The organism is Streptomyces formicae, from assembly GCF_002556545.1.
GTDB classification, from domain to species: Bacteria; Actinomycetota; Actinomycetes; order Streptomycetales; family Streptomycetaceae; genus Streptomyces; species Streptomyces formicae_A.
The window spans coordinates 5932077-5949602 of record NZ_CP022685.1; the positions used below are offsets into that span (position 1 = coordinate 5932077).

The window sequence follows — 17526 nt, forward strand, 5'->3', positions numbered from 1 at the left end:
CATCCGAGCCAACGCCGGGTCAACGGATCCGGAGAGTCGGTTGAGGGGCTGAAGAGATCGTGACCGCACAGGCAGCCGCACAGGCGGCCGCACCCGCAGCAGTGGATGTCGTGGCGCTCGGCGAGTCCATGGTCACGTTCCTGCCCGCGCGGCCCGGACGCCTCGCCGACGTGCCGTCCTTCGACCGGGGGATCGGCGGCGCCGAGTCGAACGTCGCCTGCGCCCTCGCCGCCGCCGGACACACCGCCCGCTGGGTCAGCCGGGTCGGCACCGACGGCTTCGGCGACCACCTCGTGGAGACGATCGCCCGCTACGGAGTGGACACCTCCGCCGTGGGCCGCGACCCGCACCGCCCCACCGGCATCTACTTCCGCACCGCGGACGACCGCGACACCGACGCCCACGAGGTCGTCTACTACCGCGCGGGCTCCGCGGCCTCCGCCATGTCACCGGGCTCCCTGGACGGGGACGCGCTCACCTCGGGCCGCATCCTGCACCTGTCGGGCATCACCCCCGCGCTCTCCGCCGACTGCCTGGACCTCGTACGCCACCTCTGCGCCCCGAGCGCAGGGCGCCGCACCCTGGTCTCCTTCGACGTCAACCACCGCCCCGGCCTGTGGAAGGACGCGGGCGCGGGCCCCGACGTCCTGCTCGACCTCGCCCGGGGCGCCGACCTGGTCTTCGTCGGCGAGGACGAGGCGGCCGCGGCCTGGGGCGTGACCGGCGGCCCCGACGCCATCCGCGCCGCCCTGCCCGAGCCCGCCACCCTCGTCGTCAAACAGGGCAGCCGGGGCGCCACCGTCCTGCGGCACGGCGAGGACCCCGTCTTCCAGGCCGCCCTGCGCGTCGACGTCGTCGCGCCCGTCGGCGCGGGCGACGCCTTCGCGGCCGGGTTCCTCTCCGCCACCCTGCGCGGCCTGACCGCCGCGCAGCGCCTGCGGCACGGCCACCTCATGGCCGCCGCCGCGCTCACCGTCCCCGGTGACCTCGCCGCTCCACCTTCCCGCGCACACGCCGACCGCCTCGCCGCCCTGGACGACGCCGCCTGGGGGAGACTGCGTCTCGGCCCCGGCTGGACGGCACCCGTCCCGGAGGACGCCGAGGCCGAGGAGGAGGTACGTACCCCATGAGCCAGACCGTCGACCGCGCTCTCTCGATCCTGCCGCTGCTCGCCGAGGGCCCCGCCGACCTGGGCCAGGTCGCCGACCGGCTCGGCGTCCACAAGTCCACGGCGCTCAGGCTGCTCCGCACCCTCCTCGAACACGGCCTGGTCTTCCGCCAGTCCGACCAGCGCTACCGCCTCGGCGCGCGGCTCTTCGCGCTCGCCCAGGAGGCCGTCGAGAACCTCGACGTGCGCGAGATCGCCCACCCCCACCTCCTCGCCCTCAACGAGAAGTGCGGCCACACGGTCCACCTCGCCGTCTACGAGGAGCAGGAGGTCGTCTACATCGACAAGGTCGAGAGCCGCTATCCGGTGCGGATGTACTCGCGCATCGGCAAGCCGGTGGCCATCACCGTCGCCGCCGTCGCCAAGCTGCTGCTCTCCGACTTCCCGGAAGCCGAGCGCCGCGCCATCGCGGAGAAGCTCGACTACCCCACCTACACGTCCCGTTCGACGCCCAACGCCGCTGCCTTCCTCAGGGAGCTGGACAAGGTGCGCGAACAGGGCTGGGCCACCGACCTCGGTGGCCACGAGGAGTCCATCAACTGCATCGGGGCCCCCATCCGCGGTGCGGACGGCCGTCTCGTCGCCGCCATGTCGGTCTCCGCGCCGAACGTGGTCGTCACGGCCGAGGAACTCCTCACCCTGCTTCCGCTGGTGCGCCGCACGGCGGACGCCATCAGCAGGGAGTACTCCGGCAACGCCCCTATGAAGGAAGCAAGTTCATGACCGAGAAGATCGCCCTCACCCCGGCCACCCACACCACCCCGCCCGCGAAGTTCTCCCACGGCGTGAAGAAGGGCAACATCCTTCAGGTCGCCGGGCAGGTCGGCTTCCTCCCGGCCGAGGAGGGCAAGGCCCCCACCCCCGCGGGCCCGACCCTGCGCGAGCAGACCCTCCAGACCTTCGCCAACGTCAAGGCGATCCTCGAAGAGGGCGGCGCGACCTGGGACGACGTGATGATGATGCGCGTCTACCTCACGGACGTGGACCACTTCGCCGAGATGAACGAGATCTACAACTCGTACTTCGAGGAGCAGGGCCTGAAGGCCCCGGCCTCCGCCCGCACCACCGTCTACGTGGGTCTGCCCAAGGGTCTGCTCATCGAGATCGACGCGCTCGCCGTCCTGAGCTGACGCGCTCGCCGTCCTGAGTCGACGCGCTCGCCGTCCTGAGGACGCGCATCACCACCCAGCAAGCCGTACGTCGTCACGGCACGGCGCCCACCCCCGGGGCGCCGTGCCGCGATCCCCCCTTCCCTGAAAGCTCCATGCACTTACGAGGTCAAAGATGTCCCCGTCGCCCCTCTCCGCGCTCGCGGCCGCCCCCGCCACCGAGCCGCCACCGCACACCGGTGGAATCCTCACCCTGATCGACGGCACGGCGGGTCTGCTGACCGTCGCCGCGCTCGGCATCGTGCTCCTGCTCTTCCTGATCATCAAGATCAGGCTGCAGCCCTTCGTGGCGCTGCTCGCGGTCTCCATAGTCGTCGGCCTCTCGGCCGGCCTCTCCGTCACCGAACTCTTCGGCACGGTCCAGAAGTCCGACGCGGTCTCGGTCATCGAATCGGGCATGGGCGGCATCCTCGGCCATGTGGCGATCATCATCGGCCTCGGTACGATGCTCGGCGCGATCCTCGAAGTCTCCGGCGGCGCCGAGGCGTTGGCCTCCCGACTGCTCGGCCTCTTCGGCGAGAAGCGCGCCCCCCTGGCGATGGGCCTGACGGGCCTCATCTTCGGTGTCCCCGTCTTCTTCGACGTCGGCATCTTCGTCCTCGCACCGATCGTCTACGCCGCCGCCAAGCGCTCCGGCAAGTCGATCCTCCTCTACTGCCTCCCCCTGCTCGCGGGTCTCTCCATGACCCACGCGTTCCTGCCCCCGCACCCCGGCCCCGTGGCCGCGGCGGGCCTCCTGAAGGTCGACCTCGGCTGGGTCATCCTCATGGGCATCGTCTGCGGCATCCCCGCGGTCCTCGCCGCCTGGGCCTTCTCCGCGTGGATCGGCAAGCGCATCTTCGTGCCCGTGCCGCAGGACATGGTCGAGGCCGCCGACGAGGCGAAGGCCGCGGTCGTCGCCGAGCAGCGCGCGGCGGGCGTACAGCCCAGCGAGAAGCCGGTGCCGCTCGGCATCGTCTTCACCATCATCGGTACGCCGCTGCTCCTGATCCTCCTGGCGACCTTCTCCTCGATCGCCTTCGACCCCTCCACCTTCCGGTCGGTCATCGAGTTCTTCGGCAGCCCCTTCGTCGCCCTGACGATCGCGCTCCTCATGGCCTACTACCTGCTCGGCATCCGGCGCGGCTGGTCCCGCAAGTCCCTGGAGACGGTGTCGACCTCGTCCCTCAAGCCGGTCGGCAACATCCTCCTGGTGGTCGGCGCGGGCGGGATCTTCGGCGCGGTCCTCAAGGCCAGCGGCGTCGCCACGGCCATCTCGGACACCTTCCAGGACGTGGGCCTGCCGATCATCGTCCTCGCCTACCTGCTCTCCCTGATCCTGCGCGTCGCGCAGGGCTCGGCGACGGTGGCGATCGTCACCACGGCGGGCATCGTGGCCCCGCTCCTCTCCGAGGGCGACTACTCCCAGGCCTTCGTGGCCCTGGTCATCATGGCGATCTCGGCGGGCTCGATCTTCGCCTCGCACGTCAACGACGGCGGGTTCTGGATGGTGGCGAAGTACTTCGGCATCTCGGAGCGGGATACGCTGAAGACGTGGACGGTCCTGGAGTCGGTCCTCTCGGTGGCCGGGTTCGCGGTGGCGGGCGCGGTCAGCCTGTTCGTCTAGCGGCTCGCCCTAGCCGGTCTGCTGGGAGCAGGTCCGGTCGCCTGCGGGCAGCTTGCCGGTGGCCAGGTAGCGGTTGACCTGGTTGTCGACGCAGGCGTTCTCGTAGAGGCCGTAGACCGCGTGCCGGTTGGCACCCTTGACGGTGATCAGCTTGGAGCTCGCCAGCAGGCCGTGCAGGGCGACGGCGCCCTTGTGCGGGGTGCGCGGGTCGCCCGTGGCGGACACGATCAGCGCCTTCGCGTCGTGCTCGACCCGGGTGGGCCGCTCGCGGGGCCGGTCCCAGAAGGCGCACGGGCCGATGTTGTTGTTCAGCGCGCCGAAGCGCGGGTAGGCGGCGCGGCTGCGCTCGATGGTCCGCCAGTAGACCTCCGGGTCGCGCGGGGCGGCCGCGTCCCCGCAGATGACGGCGGTCTGCGCACTGCCCATGGCCGACTGCTCGCCGGTCGTCGCGAGCCGCAGGAGCCCGGCGAACTGGGGTGAGAGCGTGGTCGGTTGCCCGGCCGCCGCCTTGTTCAGCACGGACAGCTGCTCGCCGAGGGACGCCCGTGACGCGTCGGTGTCGCTGTCCAGCCCGGCGAGGAGCACGAACGGGACCTGGCTGTCGTCGAGCCGGAAGGCGTCCGGCGCGGTGCCGACGGTCAGCGGGCCGCGCGCGGACTTCTTGATGACGCGGTCGACGGTGGCGAGGACCTGGGCGCGGGTGCGTCCCAGGCCGTAGGCGTCGTTCCGCCCGGCCGCCCAGGTGGCCCAGGCGGCGAGGGCCCGCTCGTTCTCGCCGACGGACTCCGCCAGCAGGCGGGGACCGAACTCGCGCGGGTCGATGGCGCCGTCCAGGACCACGCGGTCGGTGCGTCCCGGGAACATCTGGGTGTACACGGTGCCCAGGTAAGTGCCGTACGAGTAGCCGAAGTAGGAGATCTTCCTCTCGCCGAGCGCGCCGCGGATGACGTCCATGTCGCGGGCCGTGTTGCGGGTGCTCACGTGCGGCAGCACGTCGGCGTCGGTGGCCCGGCATTTGGCGGCCAGCCCCTTGTGCAGGTCGACCTGGCGCTCGAAGCCCGCCCGGCCGAGGCCCGCGGAGAAGAGCGTGGTGCCGACGTTCCAGCCGCAGTCCAGCGGGGTGCTGCGGCCGACGAAGCGCGGGTCGAAGCCGACGATGTCGTACCGCGGTCCCGTCTTCTTCATCCACCCGTGGAACTCCGGCGGGGACTGGACGGCGCCGTTGCCGGGGCCGCCGTTGTTGAGCAGCATCGAGCCGATGCGGTGGCGGGTGTCGGTGGCCTTGAGCCGGGATATCGCGACCGTGATCGTACGGCCACGGGGCTTGGAGTAGTCGAGCGGCACGGTGACGTCGGCGCACTGGACGCCCGCCTTGTCCAGGTCGCGGCCCATGGTGTCGTCCGGGCTCTTGGCGCATCCGCCCCAGCTCAGGTGCTGGTCGTAGTAACGGCCGAGCCCGGCGGGGGAGTTCGCCGGGGTGGTGGCCGTCGTGCCGGTCGCGGCGGTCGCCGCGGGGGCCGCGCCGAGGCAGGCGGCGAGGACGAGGCCGACGTTCCGTATATGTCTCATACCGTCAGACGCTAAGTGGAACCGCTTCCCCCGTTCACTACGGCTGGCCCCCGGCTTTCGCTGGGGGCTGCCCCCGGCGCAACGATCCGGCAGGGGCCGGGCGGGTGACGCGGCCCCGGACCCCTGCGTGGGCCCGGGGCCGCGCTGCCGCGAGCGTCAGCTCGTGCAGTACTGCTGCTCCTTGCCGATGGACCGGTACATGCAGTCGGAGTTCTCCAGGAGTTGGAGCACCGCGTCCCGGTTCCTGGACGTCTCGCGCTCGATGACCTCGTCGGGCGGGTAGAAGCCGCCGCCACCGGATCGCGGGTACATCTCGAAGGTGTAGCTGAAGATCTTCTGGTTGCCCCACAGCCAGTCGTCGATCGTGCCGTCCGTGATGTAGAGGTCACTGGACTGCTCGGGCGTGTAGCCGTTGCTCGCGGCCATCTTCTTCCCGACGGCGGCGTGCGCGTCACGGTCGTCCTGGGTCAGGCCCGGGGCCGTGTCGTTGTACGTGTAGCCGTACGGCCACAGGACCAGTTCGCTGTACGTGTGGAAGTCGATCGCGGCCTTGATCTGCTGCTTGCCGCCGACGACGCGGCTGCGCACGAAGTCGGCGACGACCTTCACCTCGGGTGCCGACTCGGCGGCCGAACCCCGGTAGGTCTCGGATCCGGGCGTGCTCGAAGAGCCGCCGCAGCAGCCCCACTTGTAGCCCCAGTTGCGGTTCAGGTCGGTGCCGGTGCGCCCGTTGGAGTTGGGCTGCCGGTTCAGCCGCCAGCTGCGGTAGGAGCCGGTCGCGATGTCGTACTCGCCGCCGTCCGGGTTCATGTCCGGGACGATCCAGATCTCGCGCGAGTCCACCATCTTCTTGATGCGCGCGTCGGAGCCGTAGCCCGCGCCGAGTTCGCGCAGCAGGTACAGCGCCATCTCGACCGTCAGGTGCTCGCGGGCGTGCTGGTGGTGGGTGAAGAGCACCTCGGGCTCGGCCTCGTCGGTCCCGACGTTGTCGCTGATCTTGATGGCGACGATGTCCCTGCCGGAGTACGACTTGCCGATGACCTTCTTCGTCATCAGGCTCGGGTACGCCGCGATGCGCTGGTCGATCTCCGCGTTCATCTCGGCGTAGTTGTGGTACTTCGCGTCGGCGGGCGGGAAGTCCTTGGGCTCGATCGCGTGGCCGCCCGTACGCTTCGGGGGCCCTGCCAGGGCCTTGAGCTCGTAGCCCAACTCCCTCAGTTTCGCCGCCTCTCGACCGTCGGCCGAGACGACCACCGCGCGGGCGTCGACCTCGTCGATGGCGACGCCGGTGCGGGCGAGCGCGGTGCGGGCCGCGCGGTCGTCGCGCAGCGGGATCTGGTACTGGCGTATTTCGCTGTCGTCCGTGGCGGCCGCCTTCCGGGGAGCCTGGTCGGCCGGGCCCGGTGAGGCGTTGGCGGTGATGGGTGCCGCCACGGCGAGCGCGAGAAGTGCCGCGAGCGCGGCCGATCTTCTGCCGCGTATCCGAAGTCGCATGAAGTCTCCTCGGGGGTGGGGGTGGGTTCAGTGCGACGCGTGCGGTGCGGGCCCATCGTGGATGCGTGGCATGCTCCGGTCAACGCTGTCTTTGGCCAAACCGGCAGGCACCGCGCTGACCGGCACGCCCGCCCCGCCCGCCCCCTTGTGCCCCGGCTGTCTTTGCGCTTTCTTGATCGCATGGCTGAAACCACTGGCAGCGCCACCGGCACGGGAGAAGCGACCCCCCAACCCCGCAAGTCGAGTTGGAAGTACATCGGCCCCGGCATCGTCGTCGCCGCGACCGGCGTCGGCGCGGGTGACCTCGTCGCGACCCTCATCGCGGGCAGCAACTTCGGGTACACGCTGCTGTGGGCCGCCGTGATCGGCTGCGTCGTGAAGATCTCGCTCGCGGAGGCCGCGGGCCGCTGGCATCTGGCCACCGGGCGCACCCTCTTCGACGGCTGGGCGAGCCTGGGCCGCTGGACCACCTGGTTCTTCGTCGTCTACGTCGTGATCTGGGGGTACGTCTACGGCGCTGCCGCCATGTCGTCGTCCGGGCTGCCGCTCCAGGCGCTGTTCCCCGACGTCATGGAGCTCAAGTGGTGGTCGATCCTCACCGGGATCGTCGGTCTGGTCTTCGTCTGGTTCAACAAGTACGCCGTCTTCGAGAAGGTCATGACGGTCCTCGTCGGCGTGATGTTCGTCGTCACCGTCTACCTAGCGATCCGCGTCACCCCGCACCTGGGCGACGCCTTCGCGGGCCTGCTGCCCGTGCTGCCCGACGAGAAGGACTCGATCCTCAACACGCTCGGCCTGATCGGCGGCGTCGGCGGCACCATCACCCTCGCCGCGTACGGCTATTGGGTCAACGCCAAGGGGTGGACCAACACCGGCTGGATGAAGGTGATGCGGCTCGACAACCGCGTCGCGTACATCACCACCGGCATCTTCGTCGTCGCCATGCTCTTCGTCGGCGCCGAACTCCTGCACTCCGCCAACGTGGCCATCGCGAGCGGCGACAAGGGCCTGGTCCAGCTCTCCGACATCCTGGAGAAGGAGTACGGCTCGGCCACCGCCAAGCTCTTCCTCATCGGCTTCCTCGCCACCTCGTTCACCTCGCTGATCGGCGTGTGGCACGGCGTGAGCCTGATGTTCGCCGACTTCGTGGAGCGCTACCGCAGGGACCGCGTCGGCGCCGAGGGCGCGAAGCCGACCGGTGAGGCGGTGGCGTCGGGCACGCACGAGAAGTCCGTGCCGTTCCGCGCGTACCTGCTGTGGCTGACGTTCCCGCCGATGATCCTGCTCTTCCAGGGGCAGCCGTTCCGCCTGATCATCCTCTACGGCGTCCTCGGCGCGGCCTTCATGCCCTTCCTCTCGCTCACCCTGGTCTGGCTGCTCAACTCCTCGCGCACGCCCAGGGAATGGCGCAACGGCTGGCTCAGCAACGGCATGCTGGCCATCGCGGGGCTGCTGTTCCTGGTCCTGTGCGTCAAGCAGATCACCGACCAGGACTGGGGCAGCTTCTTCTAGCGGCCCGCCGACGGCGGGCGACGGACGGCAGCGCCGCCGGGGGAGCGGCGGCGCTGCGGTTCTCGGGGTGGGGGGACGGGCTACGGAAGCCCGTGGACGTGCGCGCCGACCGACGTGGACCACGCGCTGCCCGCCGTCGCGTCCCAGTTGGTGGACCAGGCCATCGCGCCCCGGATGCCCGGGTACGTCCTGGACGGCTTGAACGAGCCGCAGCCGGTGCCCTTGGCGAGACAGTCGAGCGCGCTGTTCACGACGTCGGGCGAGGCGTAGCCGCCACCGGCCGCGCGCGACGACGCGGGCACGCCGATGCCGACCTGGGGCGGCGCGAGGCCGTTCTCCAGCTGGATGCAGGCGAGTCCGGTGAGGAAGTCGACCGTGCCCTGGCTGTAGACCTTGCCGTCGCAGCCCAGCATCGAACCGCTGTTGTAGTACTGCATGTTGACCACCGTGAGGATGTCCTTCACGGCGAGCGCGGTCTTGAAGTACTCGTTCGAGGGGGACTGCATGTCGATGGTCTGCGGCGCCATGGTCAGGACGAGGCCCGAACCGGCCTTGGCGGCCAGCGATTTGAGCGCCTGGGTCATATAGGTGGAGTTGAGGCCGTTCTCCAGGTCGATGTCGACGCCGTCGAAGCCGTACTCCCGCATGAGCTTGTACGTGGAGTCGGCGAACGCGTTCGCCGAGGCGGAGTCGTTGACCGCGACCGCGCCCTTCTCGCCGCCGACGGAGATGATCACCGACTTGCCCGCGGCCTGCTTGGCCTTGATGTCCGCCTTGAACTCGTCGACCGTGTAGCCGCCGAGCCCGGCCGAGTCGAGGTTGAAGGTGATCTCGCCCTGGGTGGCGGTCGCGTCGGCGAAGGCGACGGCGACGATGTCGTACTCGTCCTGCACGTCGGCCAGCTTCTGCACCTGGGCGCCGTTGTCGAAGTTCTGCCAGTAGCCGGTCACCGCGTGCTTCGGCACGGCGCGGGTCCCTGCGTCCGTGCTGTCCGCGTTCGCGCTGCCCGCGCCGCCGGTGAACAGTCCGGTGAGGGCGAGGGCCAGGGCCGTGAGGGACCCGACTACTGCTCCCGTTCTGCTCCGTGTGCGGTCCACTGCTGCCTCCGGTGGGGGGAGTTGGGGGGGGGAGGTGGTGCTGCGGGAACGGTGGCCACCGTCGTTCGCCAGGGTGGTGCCCGCTCGGCATGGTGTCCCTGGCTTGGTCGTACAAGTTGGTCCAGACCAATTGAGTTGTCAAGGGCTCAAGCGCCACTCGGTTCACGCCGGACGACGTCCACCTCCACATGAACAGTGCGAAGTTGGGTGTTGAGGCGACCATGACGTGGATATGGTGCTGAGGCAGGAGTGCACGAGGACCGGGGGTGTACGCGTTGCCGACCGCCATAGCCGTCACCGGCCCCGATCTCGTGCTGCCCTCGCCCGACCGGCACACCCCGTCCGCCGCCGTCCTGCGGTGCGCGGCGCCGCCCCCCGGGGCGTACTCGCTGGACCAGTCGATCACCGAGATGGACACGCTCATCGAGCACCACGGCTATGTGGTCGTGCTGTGCCCGGCCTCCGCGCCCGCGGCCGTCACCCAGCGGTTGCACGCGGTCCGTTCGGTCCTGGAGAGCGACCGCATCGCCGTGCTCCGCTCCGACCTGCCGCCGCTCGGCATCGCCGTACTCGCGCTCCAGCTGCGGCAGTTGTCGATCTGCGACTTCAGTCCCGGCGTGCTCGCCTCCGCCGCGCGGCTGCTCTCGCACTACATCTACGCGGGCGCCCTGCTCGGCTCCGTCGCCAAGCTCGACCGGGTGCCCGTCACCCTCCAGTCGCACGCCAAGTCCTGGATGCCCGGTACCCAGTTCGCCGTCCTCGCGACGCCGAGGCCCGCGCTGGTCAAGGTCACCGGCGACGGCGAGGCCCACCTCCAGGGACCCGGATTCAGTACCAAGCTGCTCTACGCGCCGGGGCGCGTCGCCGCCGACTGGGTCACCACGACGCTCGCCCCCGCGTGGGGGACCCAGGGAGTCGAGGAGACGCGGCTGCCCGCGGAGTCCGCGCGCTGGTGGGCGACCGGCAAGCTGGTCGAGTTCGCCGCCGCCATCCCGGACATCTCCGTCCTCTACCAACTGGTGTCCTCCGTGCGCCGCGAGGACTGCCACTGGTGCGGGCTCGAACTCATCGGTGACCGCTGCGCGTTCTGCGCCGCGCCCCTGCCGCCGCCCGGCGAACGCCCCGCGCAACCGGCCCGCGCCCTGGCACCGCAGGGCCCCAGGGCCCGCCCCTCGGGAGCGAGTCCCGGGCGGGGCCCGACAGCCCTGCCCAGAGGCGCGACCTAGCCCGCAAGCCCGGCCCGCTCCAGCCGCTCCACCCGCCAGGCCCGCACCTCGTACGCGACCGACGAACGCACACGCGCCACCCCGCTCACTGTCCGTAGCCAGCCGCACCCGATCGAGGTAGTCAGGACCATGAACTCACGCCAGCGCCGAGGCGTCATCCTGCTGGTCCTTTCGGTCCTGTGCGCGCTCGGCGCGTTCGCGGGCGTCCTCTCGGTGATCCGCGACGTGAACTCCAAGGTGGGTCCCGAGGTCGCCGCGTACAAGCTCAAGGGCGACATCGCGCCCTACAAGGAGCTGAGCTCCGACCAGTTCGAGAAGGTCGAGATGCCCGAGCGGTGGCTCTCCGACAACGCCGTCACCGACCTGCGCGCCATCCGCGGCAAGATCGCCGTCACCCAGCTCCGCAAGGGCTCGCTGCTCCAGTCCGACATGATCGTCAAGCGGCCCGAACTCGGCCCGGGCCAGCAGGAGATCGCCATCATGATCGACGCGGCCACCGGCGTCGCGGGCAAGATCACCCCGGGCTCGACGGTCAACATCTACGCCACGTTCAAGGGCGAGACCGACAAGGCGAAGGACCAGTCCAAAGTCATCGTGGAGGGCGCCAAGGTGCTCGACGTCGGCAAGCTGACCCCGCTCGAACCGAACCAGGACGACCGCACGCGCCGCAAGGCGACGGAGGCCGTGCCGATCACGTTCGCCCTCGGCACGGCGGACGCGCAGCGCGTCGCGTACGCCGAGTCGTTCGCGACCCACGTCCGGCTCGCGCTCGTCGGCGCGGGCGGCGACGCCACCGTGCCGCCGCGGGACCGGACGTACACCCTCGACGAGGACAAGTAAGGGGTCTCGTATGACCACTCGGATCCTCCCCGCCGTCGGCGACATCGACGCCGCTCGGGCGCTGTCCACGCTCGTGGGACAACTGCCCGACGCGGAACCCGCGCTGCCCGTCGGCGACTCCACCGCGCTGCTCGACACCCTCGCCAGGCTCGCCGCGGAGTCCCTCGACGAACTGCCCGAGGTCGTCCTGGTCCACGAACGCATCGGCCCCGTCCCCGCGCTCGACCTCATCCGCGACCTCGTCCTGCGCTTCCCCGCCGTCGGCGTCGTCCTGATCACCGCCGACACCAGCCCCGGGCTGCTCACCGCCGCCATGGACTCGGGGGCGCGGGGCATCGTCACCTTCCCGCTCGCCTACGACGCCCTCGCCGAGCGCGTCCAGGCCGCCGCCGCCTGGTCCACCGGGATGCGGCGCCACCTGGGCAGCGGGGGCATCGAGCTGTACGCGGGCGGGGGCGCTCCCGGGGCGCCCGGCGCGGGCACCGTCGTCGCGGTCAGCGGGGCCAAGGGCGGCGTCGGCGCGACCGTCACCGCCGTCCAGCTCGCCCTCGCCGCGCAGGCGTCGGGGCGCTCGGTGGCCCTGCTCGACTTCGACCTCCAGTCCGGCGACGTCGCCTCCTACCTCGACGTGCAGTTCCGGCGTTCCGTCGCCGACCTCGCGGCCATCACCGACATCACGCCCCGGGTCCTCCAGGACGCCGTCTACACCCACGAGAGCGGCCTGGGCCTGCTCCTCGCCCCCGCCGACGGCGAACGCGGCGAAGAGGTCACCGACCGGGTCGCCCGCCAGACCGTCAGCGCCCTGCGCGCCCGCTACGACGTCGTCGTCGTTGACTGCGGCGCCTTCGTCACCGCCGCGAGCGCGGTGGCCGTCGAACTCGCCGACCAGGCGCTCCTGTTGGTCACCCCCGACGTCGTCGCCGTGCGCGCCGCCAAGCGCATGGTGCGGCTCTGGGACCGCCTTCAGATCCGCAAGGCGGAGGAGACCGTCACCGTCGTCAACCGGCACGGAAAAGCCTCCGAGATCCAGCCCTCGCTGGTCGAGCGCGTCACCGGCACCCGGACCGCCACGTCCACGGTGCCCGCCGCCTTCAAGGAGCTCCAGGGCGCCGTCGACGCCGGACGCATGCAGGACCTCGACAGCCGCTCCTCGGTGAAACAGGCGCTGTGGGGCCTGGCCGGCGAGCTCGGCCTGATCGACCAGGAGGCCGCGGGCCACGGCAGGCGCGGCGGCCTGGCCCTGCGCAGGAAGGCGGCGGCCGCCGACCGGGGCGCGGTCACGCTGGAATTCGCCGGGATGTTCCCGCTGCTGCTCGTCGTCATGACCCTGCTGTGGCAGTGCGCGCTCTACGGCTACTCGTACTCCCTCGCGGGCAACGCGGCCGACGAAGCGGCACGGGCGGCCACCGCGGCGTACGCGATGGGCGACGGCGGAGGCGCGGCGTGCGCGGCGGCGGCCAAGAAGCACCTCCCTGACGCCTGGCAGGACGCGGCGGTCTCCTGCACGGACGAGGGCCCCGTGTGGAAGGCCCGCGTCTCGGTCGAGGTCCCGGTGTTCTTCCCGGGCTTCGACGCCGGCTGGACGGTGAAGGGGGAGGCCGGGGCGGCGAAGGAGGGGGATGAGGGTGACTCCTGAGCACGCTCGGGCGCCCCTCAAGGGGCGCGGGGAACTGGGCGAGCAACCCCGACGGACCCGCGGTCGCGGGACGACGGACGCCGTAGGGCGAGTGGCGTCTCGAATGTCCAGGCGGCGCCGCTGGGACGACCGAGGAGTGTCCATCCTGGAGTTCGCGGGATTCCTGCCGATCCTGCTCCTCGTGGGGCTTGCCGCGATCCAACTGGGACTCGTCGGCTACGCCGCGAACCAGGCCGGTTCCGGCGCCCGCGCGGCGGCCCGCGCGGCCTCTCAGGGGGACTCGGGCACAGCCGCGGGCACGGCGGCGATGGACGAAGGGCTGGACGCCGACGTCAACGTCGGCCAGGGCGGCACCACGACGACAGCCACCGTCAAAGTCCACGTGCCCACACTCCTCCCCTTCATCGACACGGACTGGAGCGTCACCAAGGAGGCCACCATGCCCAACGACGACGACGGCAGCTGAACAGGTCCACGCAACAGGGAGGTTGAAGCACGACATGAGCCTGCGCGACCGCGTGGCCCCCACCCACCAGACCGAGCCGAGCCGCGACGACGGCCTCGTCGCCATATACCGCTCCAAACTCCTCGAAGAGATCGACCTCGCCGAGATGTCCTCGCTCGCCGCCGCGGACCGCCGTGTCCGCCTGGAGCGCGTACTCGGCCACATCATCAGCCGCGAGGGACCGGTCCTCTCCACCTCGGAGCGCTCCCAGCTGATCCGCCGCGTCGTCGACGAGGCACTCGGCCTCGGCGTCCTCGAACCGCTCCTCGCCGACGCGTCCATCACCGAGATCATGGTCAACGGCCCCGACTCGGTCTTCGTCGAGCGCAACGGCCGCGTGGAGCAGCTCCCGCTCCGCTTCGCCTCCAACGACCAGCTCATGCAGACCATCGAGCGCATCGTGTCGACCGTCAACCGCCGCGTGGACGAGTCGAATCCGATGGTCGACGCCCGGCTGCCCACCGGCGAGCGCGTCAACGTGATCATTCCGCCGCTCGCCCTCACGGGCGCGACCCTCACCATCCGCCGCTTCCCGCGCGCCTACACGCTGCCCGAACTCATCGGCCTGGGCTCGCTCGACGAGCACATGCTGATGCTGCTCGCCGCGTTCGTCCGGGCCCGCTTCAACCTCATCGTCAGCGGCGGCACCGGCACCGGCAAGACGACCCTGCTCAACGCGCTCTCCGGGCTGATCCCCGCCCACGAACGCATCATCACCATCGAGGACTCGGCGGAGCTCCAGCTCCAGCAGGAGCACGTCATCCGCCTCGAATCGCGCCCCCCGAACGTCGAGGGCAAGGGCCAGATCACCATCCGCGACCTCGTCCGCAACAGCCTGCGCATGCGCCCCGACCGCATCATCGTCGGCGAGGTCCGCGGCGGCGAGACCCTCGACATGCTCCAGGCGATGTCCACGGGCCACGACGGCTCGCTCGCCACCGTCCACGCCAACACGGCCGAGGACGCCCTGATGCGCCTGCAGACCCTCGGCTCCATGTCGGAGGTGCAGATCCCCTTCGAGGCGCTCAAGGACCAGATCAACTCGGCCGTGGACGTGGTCATCCAGCTCTCCCGGCACGGCGACGGCTCCCGCAAGGTCTCCGAGATCGTCCTGCTCGTCTCGCACGGCCGCCAGAACTTCCGGATAGTGCCGGTCACCCGCTTCGTGCCGCGTCCGCTCGGCGCCGACCGCGTCGTGCACGGCTACTTCGAACACCTGCCGCTGCCGCGCGAGATCGCGGACAAGCTGTACGTCGCCAACGAACCGGTGCCACCGGCGTTCGGCGTGGCGGAGGCCATCGACGTACTGAACACGCGCGAAGCGATCGGTTGAGGGGATGCCGATGAACAACCCCGCCCTCCTTGCGCTCGGCGCCACGATCCTGACCGGCACGCTCGCCGTCGCGGGCATCCATACGTACGCCTCGGGCCACGCCCAACGCCAGGCTCTGGTCGACCGGTTGGCGCTGGGCCCCGGCAGCGGCGACGGGGGCCGTCCCGGCCGCACCCGCCGCTTCGCCGCCGTCGACCGCAGACTGCGCCGCACCCGCCTCGGCCGCTCGATCCACCTGCGGCTCTCCTCGACAGGACTCGACCTGACGGCGGGCGAGTTCTTCACGTACGTCGTGGCGGTCGTCGCCGCGCTCTGGCTGATCGCGGCCGCGACCCTCGCCCCCTTCTTCGGCCCGATCGCGGGCATCGTGGCGATATGGGGCGCGGCCGCCTTCCTCAACTGGCAGCGGCAGAAGCGCATCGAGGCGTTCATCAACCAACTCCCCGACGTGGCCCGCATCCTGGCGAACGCGACGGCGGCGGGTCTGGCCCTGCGGACGTCGCTGGCGATGGCGGCGGAGGAGCTCGAGGCCCCAGCGGGCGAGGAACTCTCCCACGTCGCCGACCAGTTGACCCTCGGCCGCTCCATCGACGACACCCTCGGCGAACTGGCCGAACGACTCCCGTCCCGGGAGCTGATCGTCCTGGTCACCACCTTGGTCCTGTCCAACAAGGCGGGCGGCACGGTGGTCAACTCGCTCCGCAACCTCACCCAGACCCTGGAGGACCGCAAGGAAACGCGCCGCGAGGTCCGCACCATGCTCTCGGAGGTCCACGCGACGGCCTTCACGGTGCCGCTGCTCGGCCTCGGCTCCCTGCTCCTCATCAACTCCTCGAACGAGGGCGCGCTGGAGCGGGTGACCGGCTCACCGGTGGGACAGACGCTGATCCTGATCTCGCTGGGCCTGTACGGCGTCGGCTTCTTCGTGATCAGACGCCTCGGCAAGATCGAAGTCTAGAAACCACCTACGGGACCAGGGAGGTACGTTGATCGCGCTGGCGCTTGCGGCCGTGATGGGCCTGGCGGTGGCGGGTGTCTGCCAGGGCATCCGCATGTACCGCGCGGAGGCGAAGCTCCCCACCGACCTGGCCGTCGCCCTGGAGGTGGGCGCGACCCGCGTCTCTGCGGCGGGCTCCGCCGTGGACCGCCTGGGCATGCGCTTCGCGCCCCTCGTCCTGCGCCTGATGGGTCCGCGCCGGGTGGACGCCAAGCGCCGCAGGATAGACATGGCGGGCAACCCCGGCGGCCTCACCATCGACCGCTACGCGGCCCGCCGCGCGGTCTACGGCATCTTCGGCGTGGTTCTCGGCCTCGTCTTCCTGACCAACGGCTCCCCCCTCTTCGGCCTGTTGACCCTCGCCTTCGGCGCGACCGCGGCGGACGGACTGATCTGGCAGGCGATCAGGGAACGCAAAGAAGTCATCGACCGCACCCTGCCCGACTTCCTCGACGTGCTCGCGGTGGTGGTCTCGGCGGGCCTGGGCTTCCGCCAGGCGCTCGACCGCGTCGCGGAGAAGTACGAGGGTCCGTGGGCGGACGAACTCCGCATCACCCTGCGCCAGATGGACATGGGTGTGAGCCGCCGCCAGGCCTTCGACGAACTGCGCCGCCGCAACGCGTCCGAGCAGGTCGCCCAGTTCGTCTCGGCCCTCCAGCAGGGCGAGGAGCTGGGCTCCCCGATCGCGGAGACCCTGATCCAACTCGCCACGGACATGCGCCGCACGGACGCACAGAACTCCCGCCGAAGAGCGGCGAAGACGATCCCGAAGGCGACGATGGTGACGCTCGTCTTCATGCTCCCGGCCACGATGATCCTGATCGCGGCGGGCATGTTCCTCGGTTCGGGCTCCGACTTCGGCTCCATCCTGGGGCGTTGAAGTGCGCCGGGCCACCGCGGTGAAGCGGACTCCGCGAAAACCCTTCGCGGATGCAACTCGATGTGGGACAGTCGGCTCTGAGTTCACGGTTCACGGGAAGGGGACTTCGTGCATGGTGATCTCGACGAGGGGGAAGAGAACCCGCCAACTTACGGGCCGGGCAACCGGGATACCGCATACGTTGCGCAGAGTTGCTGCCGATGCACGCCTTGTGGCGTACGTTTCCTCTGACCACAAAGGGCGCGGTATCTGGTGGGAGAGAAGGAGCCGTCGTGCTGAAGGAACGCGTGCTCAGAGTCTGGGTGGACTGGACGGTGGCGGTCGCTTCCCGTGTGCGGGGGAGGGACCGGGACGCGGGTGCCGGGTTTGTGGAGTATGCGGGGCTCATGATTCTCATTGCGGGGATCTATACGTTGATCGACCAACTGGGGCTCGACGGCAAGATCTCGCAGGCGATCGGCAACGCGGTCAACGACGTGATCGGCGCCTGACAG

General features: G+C 70.5%; 17 protein-coding genes. 13 read left to right on the top strand and 4 right to left on the bottom strand.

The window, feature by feature from the left end; all coding sequences use genetic code 11:
* The first annotated feature begins 128 nt into the window (after positions 1-128).
* From KY5_RS26050 to KY5_RS26065, 4 genes are all read left to right on the top strand, one after another.
* On the top strand, positions 129-1130 hold the full coding sequence (locus KY5_RS26050) for a sugar kinase (RefSeq protein WP_098247488.1): 1002 nt from the start codon (positions 129-131) through the stop codon (positions 1128-1130).
* Positions 1127-1891 (top strand): IclR family transcriptional regulator, encoded by a 765-nt coding sequence (locus KY5_RS26055; protein ID WP_098244498.1) that lies wholly within the window; start codon positions 1127-1129, stop codon positions 1889-1891. The genes KY5_RS26050 and KY5_RS26055 overlap by 4 nt, the downstream gene beginning before the upstream one ends.
* The gene (locus KY5_RS26060) at positions 1888-2298 is read left to right on the top strand and encodes a RidA family protein (protein ID WP_055554813.1); all 411 of its coding nucleotides are present in this window, start codon (positions 1888-1890) and stop codon (positions 2296-2298) included. The genes KY5_RS26055 and KY5_RS26060 overlap by 4 nt, the downstream gene beginning before the upstream one ends.
* A gap of 154 nt (positions 2299-2452) precedes the next feature.
* A complete protein-coding gene (locus KY5_RS26065) occupies positions 2453-3943 on the top strand; it encodes a GntP family permease (RefSeq protein ID WP_098244499.1) in 1491 nt (496 codons plus the stop codon).
* Positions 3944-3952: 9 nt separating this feature from the next.
* Here KY5_RS26065 and KY5_RS26070 read toward each other — a convergent pair whose 3' ends face one another.
* On the bottom strand, positions 3953-5512 hold the full coding sequence (locus KY5_RS26070) for an alpha/beta hydrolase (RefSeq protein ID WP_098244500.1): 1560 nt from the start codon (positions 5510-5512) through the stop codon (positions 3953-3955).
* Positions 5513-5668: 156 nt separating this feature from the next.
* Entirely contained in the window at positions 5669-7006 is a 1338-nt protein-coding gene (locus KY5_RS26075) for a M14 family metallopeptidase (protein WP_098244501.1), read from the bottom strand.
* Between the two features lie 180 nt (positions 7007-7186).
* Between KY5_RS26075 and KY5_RS26080 the strand changes: the two genes are divergently transcribed.
* Positions 7187-8518 carry an Nramp family divalent metal transporter gene (locus tag KY5_RS26080; protein WP_098244502.1) on the top strand — a complete coding sequence of 444 codons (1332 nt, stop codon included), beginning with the start codon at positions 7187-7189 and terminating at the stop codon, positions 8516-8518.
* Positions 8519-8598: 80 nt separating this feature from the next.
* On the opposite strand, the gene KY5_RS26085 is transcribed toward KY5_RS26080, so the two are convergent.
* Complete coding sequence (locus KY5_RS26085; RefSeq protein ID WP_098244503.1) at positions 8599-9615, bottom strand: chitinase; 1017 nt, start codon at positions 9613-9615, stop codon at positions 8599-8601.
* 266 nt (positions 9616-9881) lie between these two features.
* On the opposite strand from KY5_RS26085, the gene KY5_RS26090 reads away from it, so the two are divergent.
* On the top strand, positions 9882-10841 hold the full coding sequence (locus tag KY5_RS26090) for a hypothetical protein (protein ID WP_324964462.1): 960 nt from the start codon (positions 9882-9884) through the stop codon (positions 10839-10841).
* On the opposite strand, the gene KY5_RS42975 is transcribed toward KY5_RS26090, so the two are convergent.
* Complete coding sequence (locus KY5_RS42975) at positions 10838-10972, bottom strand: hypothetical protein (RefSeq protein ID WP_267894298.1); 135 nt, start codon at positions 10970-10972, stop codon at positions 10838-10840. The two genes, KY5_RS26090 and KY5_RS42975, sit on opposite strands and share 4 nt — an antisense overlap.
* Between KY5_RS42975 and cpaB the strand changes: the two genes are divergently transcribed.
* From cpaB to KY5_RS26125, 7 genes are all read left to right on the top strand, one after another.
* Positions 10971-11681 carry a Flp pilus assembly protein CpaB gene (cpaB, locus tag KY5_RS26095; RefSeq protein ID WP_098244504.1) on the top strand — a complete coding sequence of 237 codons (711 nt, stop codon included), beginning with the start codon at positions 10971-10973 and terminating at the stop codon, positions 11679-11681. The genes KY5_RS42975 and cpaB overlap by 2 nt on opposite strands.
* A 10-nt stretch (positions 11682-11691) precedes the next feature.
* Positions 11692-13317, top strand: a complete 1626-nt coding sequence (locus tag KY5_RS26100) for an AAA family ATPase (RefSeq protein ID WP_098244505.1) — start codon at positions 11692-11694, stop codon at positions 13315-13317.
* A 103-nt stretch (positions 13318-13420) separates the two neighbouring features.
* Positions 13421-13783, top strand: a complete 363-nt coding sequence (locus KY5_RS26105) for a TadE/TadG family type IV pilus assembly protein (RefSeq protein ID WP_098244506.1) — start codon at positions 13421-13423, stop codon at positions 13781-13783.
* A gap of 34 nt (positions 13784-13817) precedes the next feature.
* Positions 13818-15155 (top strand): CpaF family protein, encoded by a 1338-nt coding sequence (locus KY5_RS26110; protein ID WP_098244507.1) that lies wholly within the window; start codon positions 13818-13820, stop codon positions 15153-15155.
* Positions 15156-15165: 10 nt separating this feature from the next.
* The gene (locus KY5_RS26115) at positions 15166-16113 is read left to right on the top strand and encodes a type II secretion system F family protein (RefSeq protein WP_098244508.1); all 948 of its coding nucleotides are present in this window, start codon (positions 15166-15168) and stop codon (positions 16111-16113) included.
* A 28-nt stretch (positions 16114-16141) separates the two neighbouring features.
* A complete protein-coding gene (locus KY5_RS26120; protein ID WP_199843237.1) occupies positions 16142-17032 on the top strand; it encodes a DUF5936 domain-containing protein in 891 nt (296 codons plus the stop codon).
* A gap of 287 nt (positions 17033-17319) precedes the next feature.
* Positions 17320-17523, top strand: a complete 204-nt coding sequence (locus tag KY5_RS26125) for a hypothetical protein (protein WP_098247490.1) — start codon at positions 17320-17322, stop codon at positions 17521-17523.
* The last annotated feature ends 3 nt before the right edge of the window (positions 17524-17526 follow it).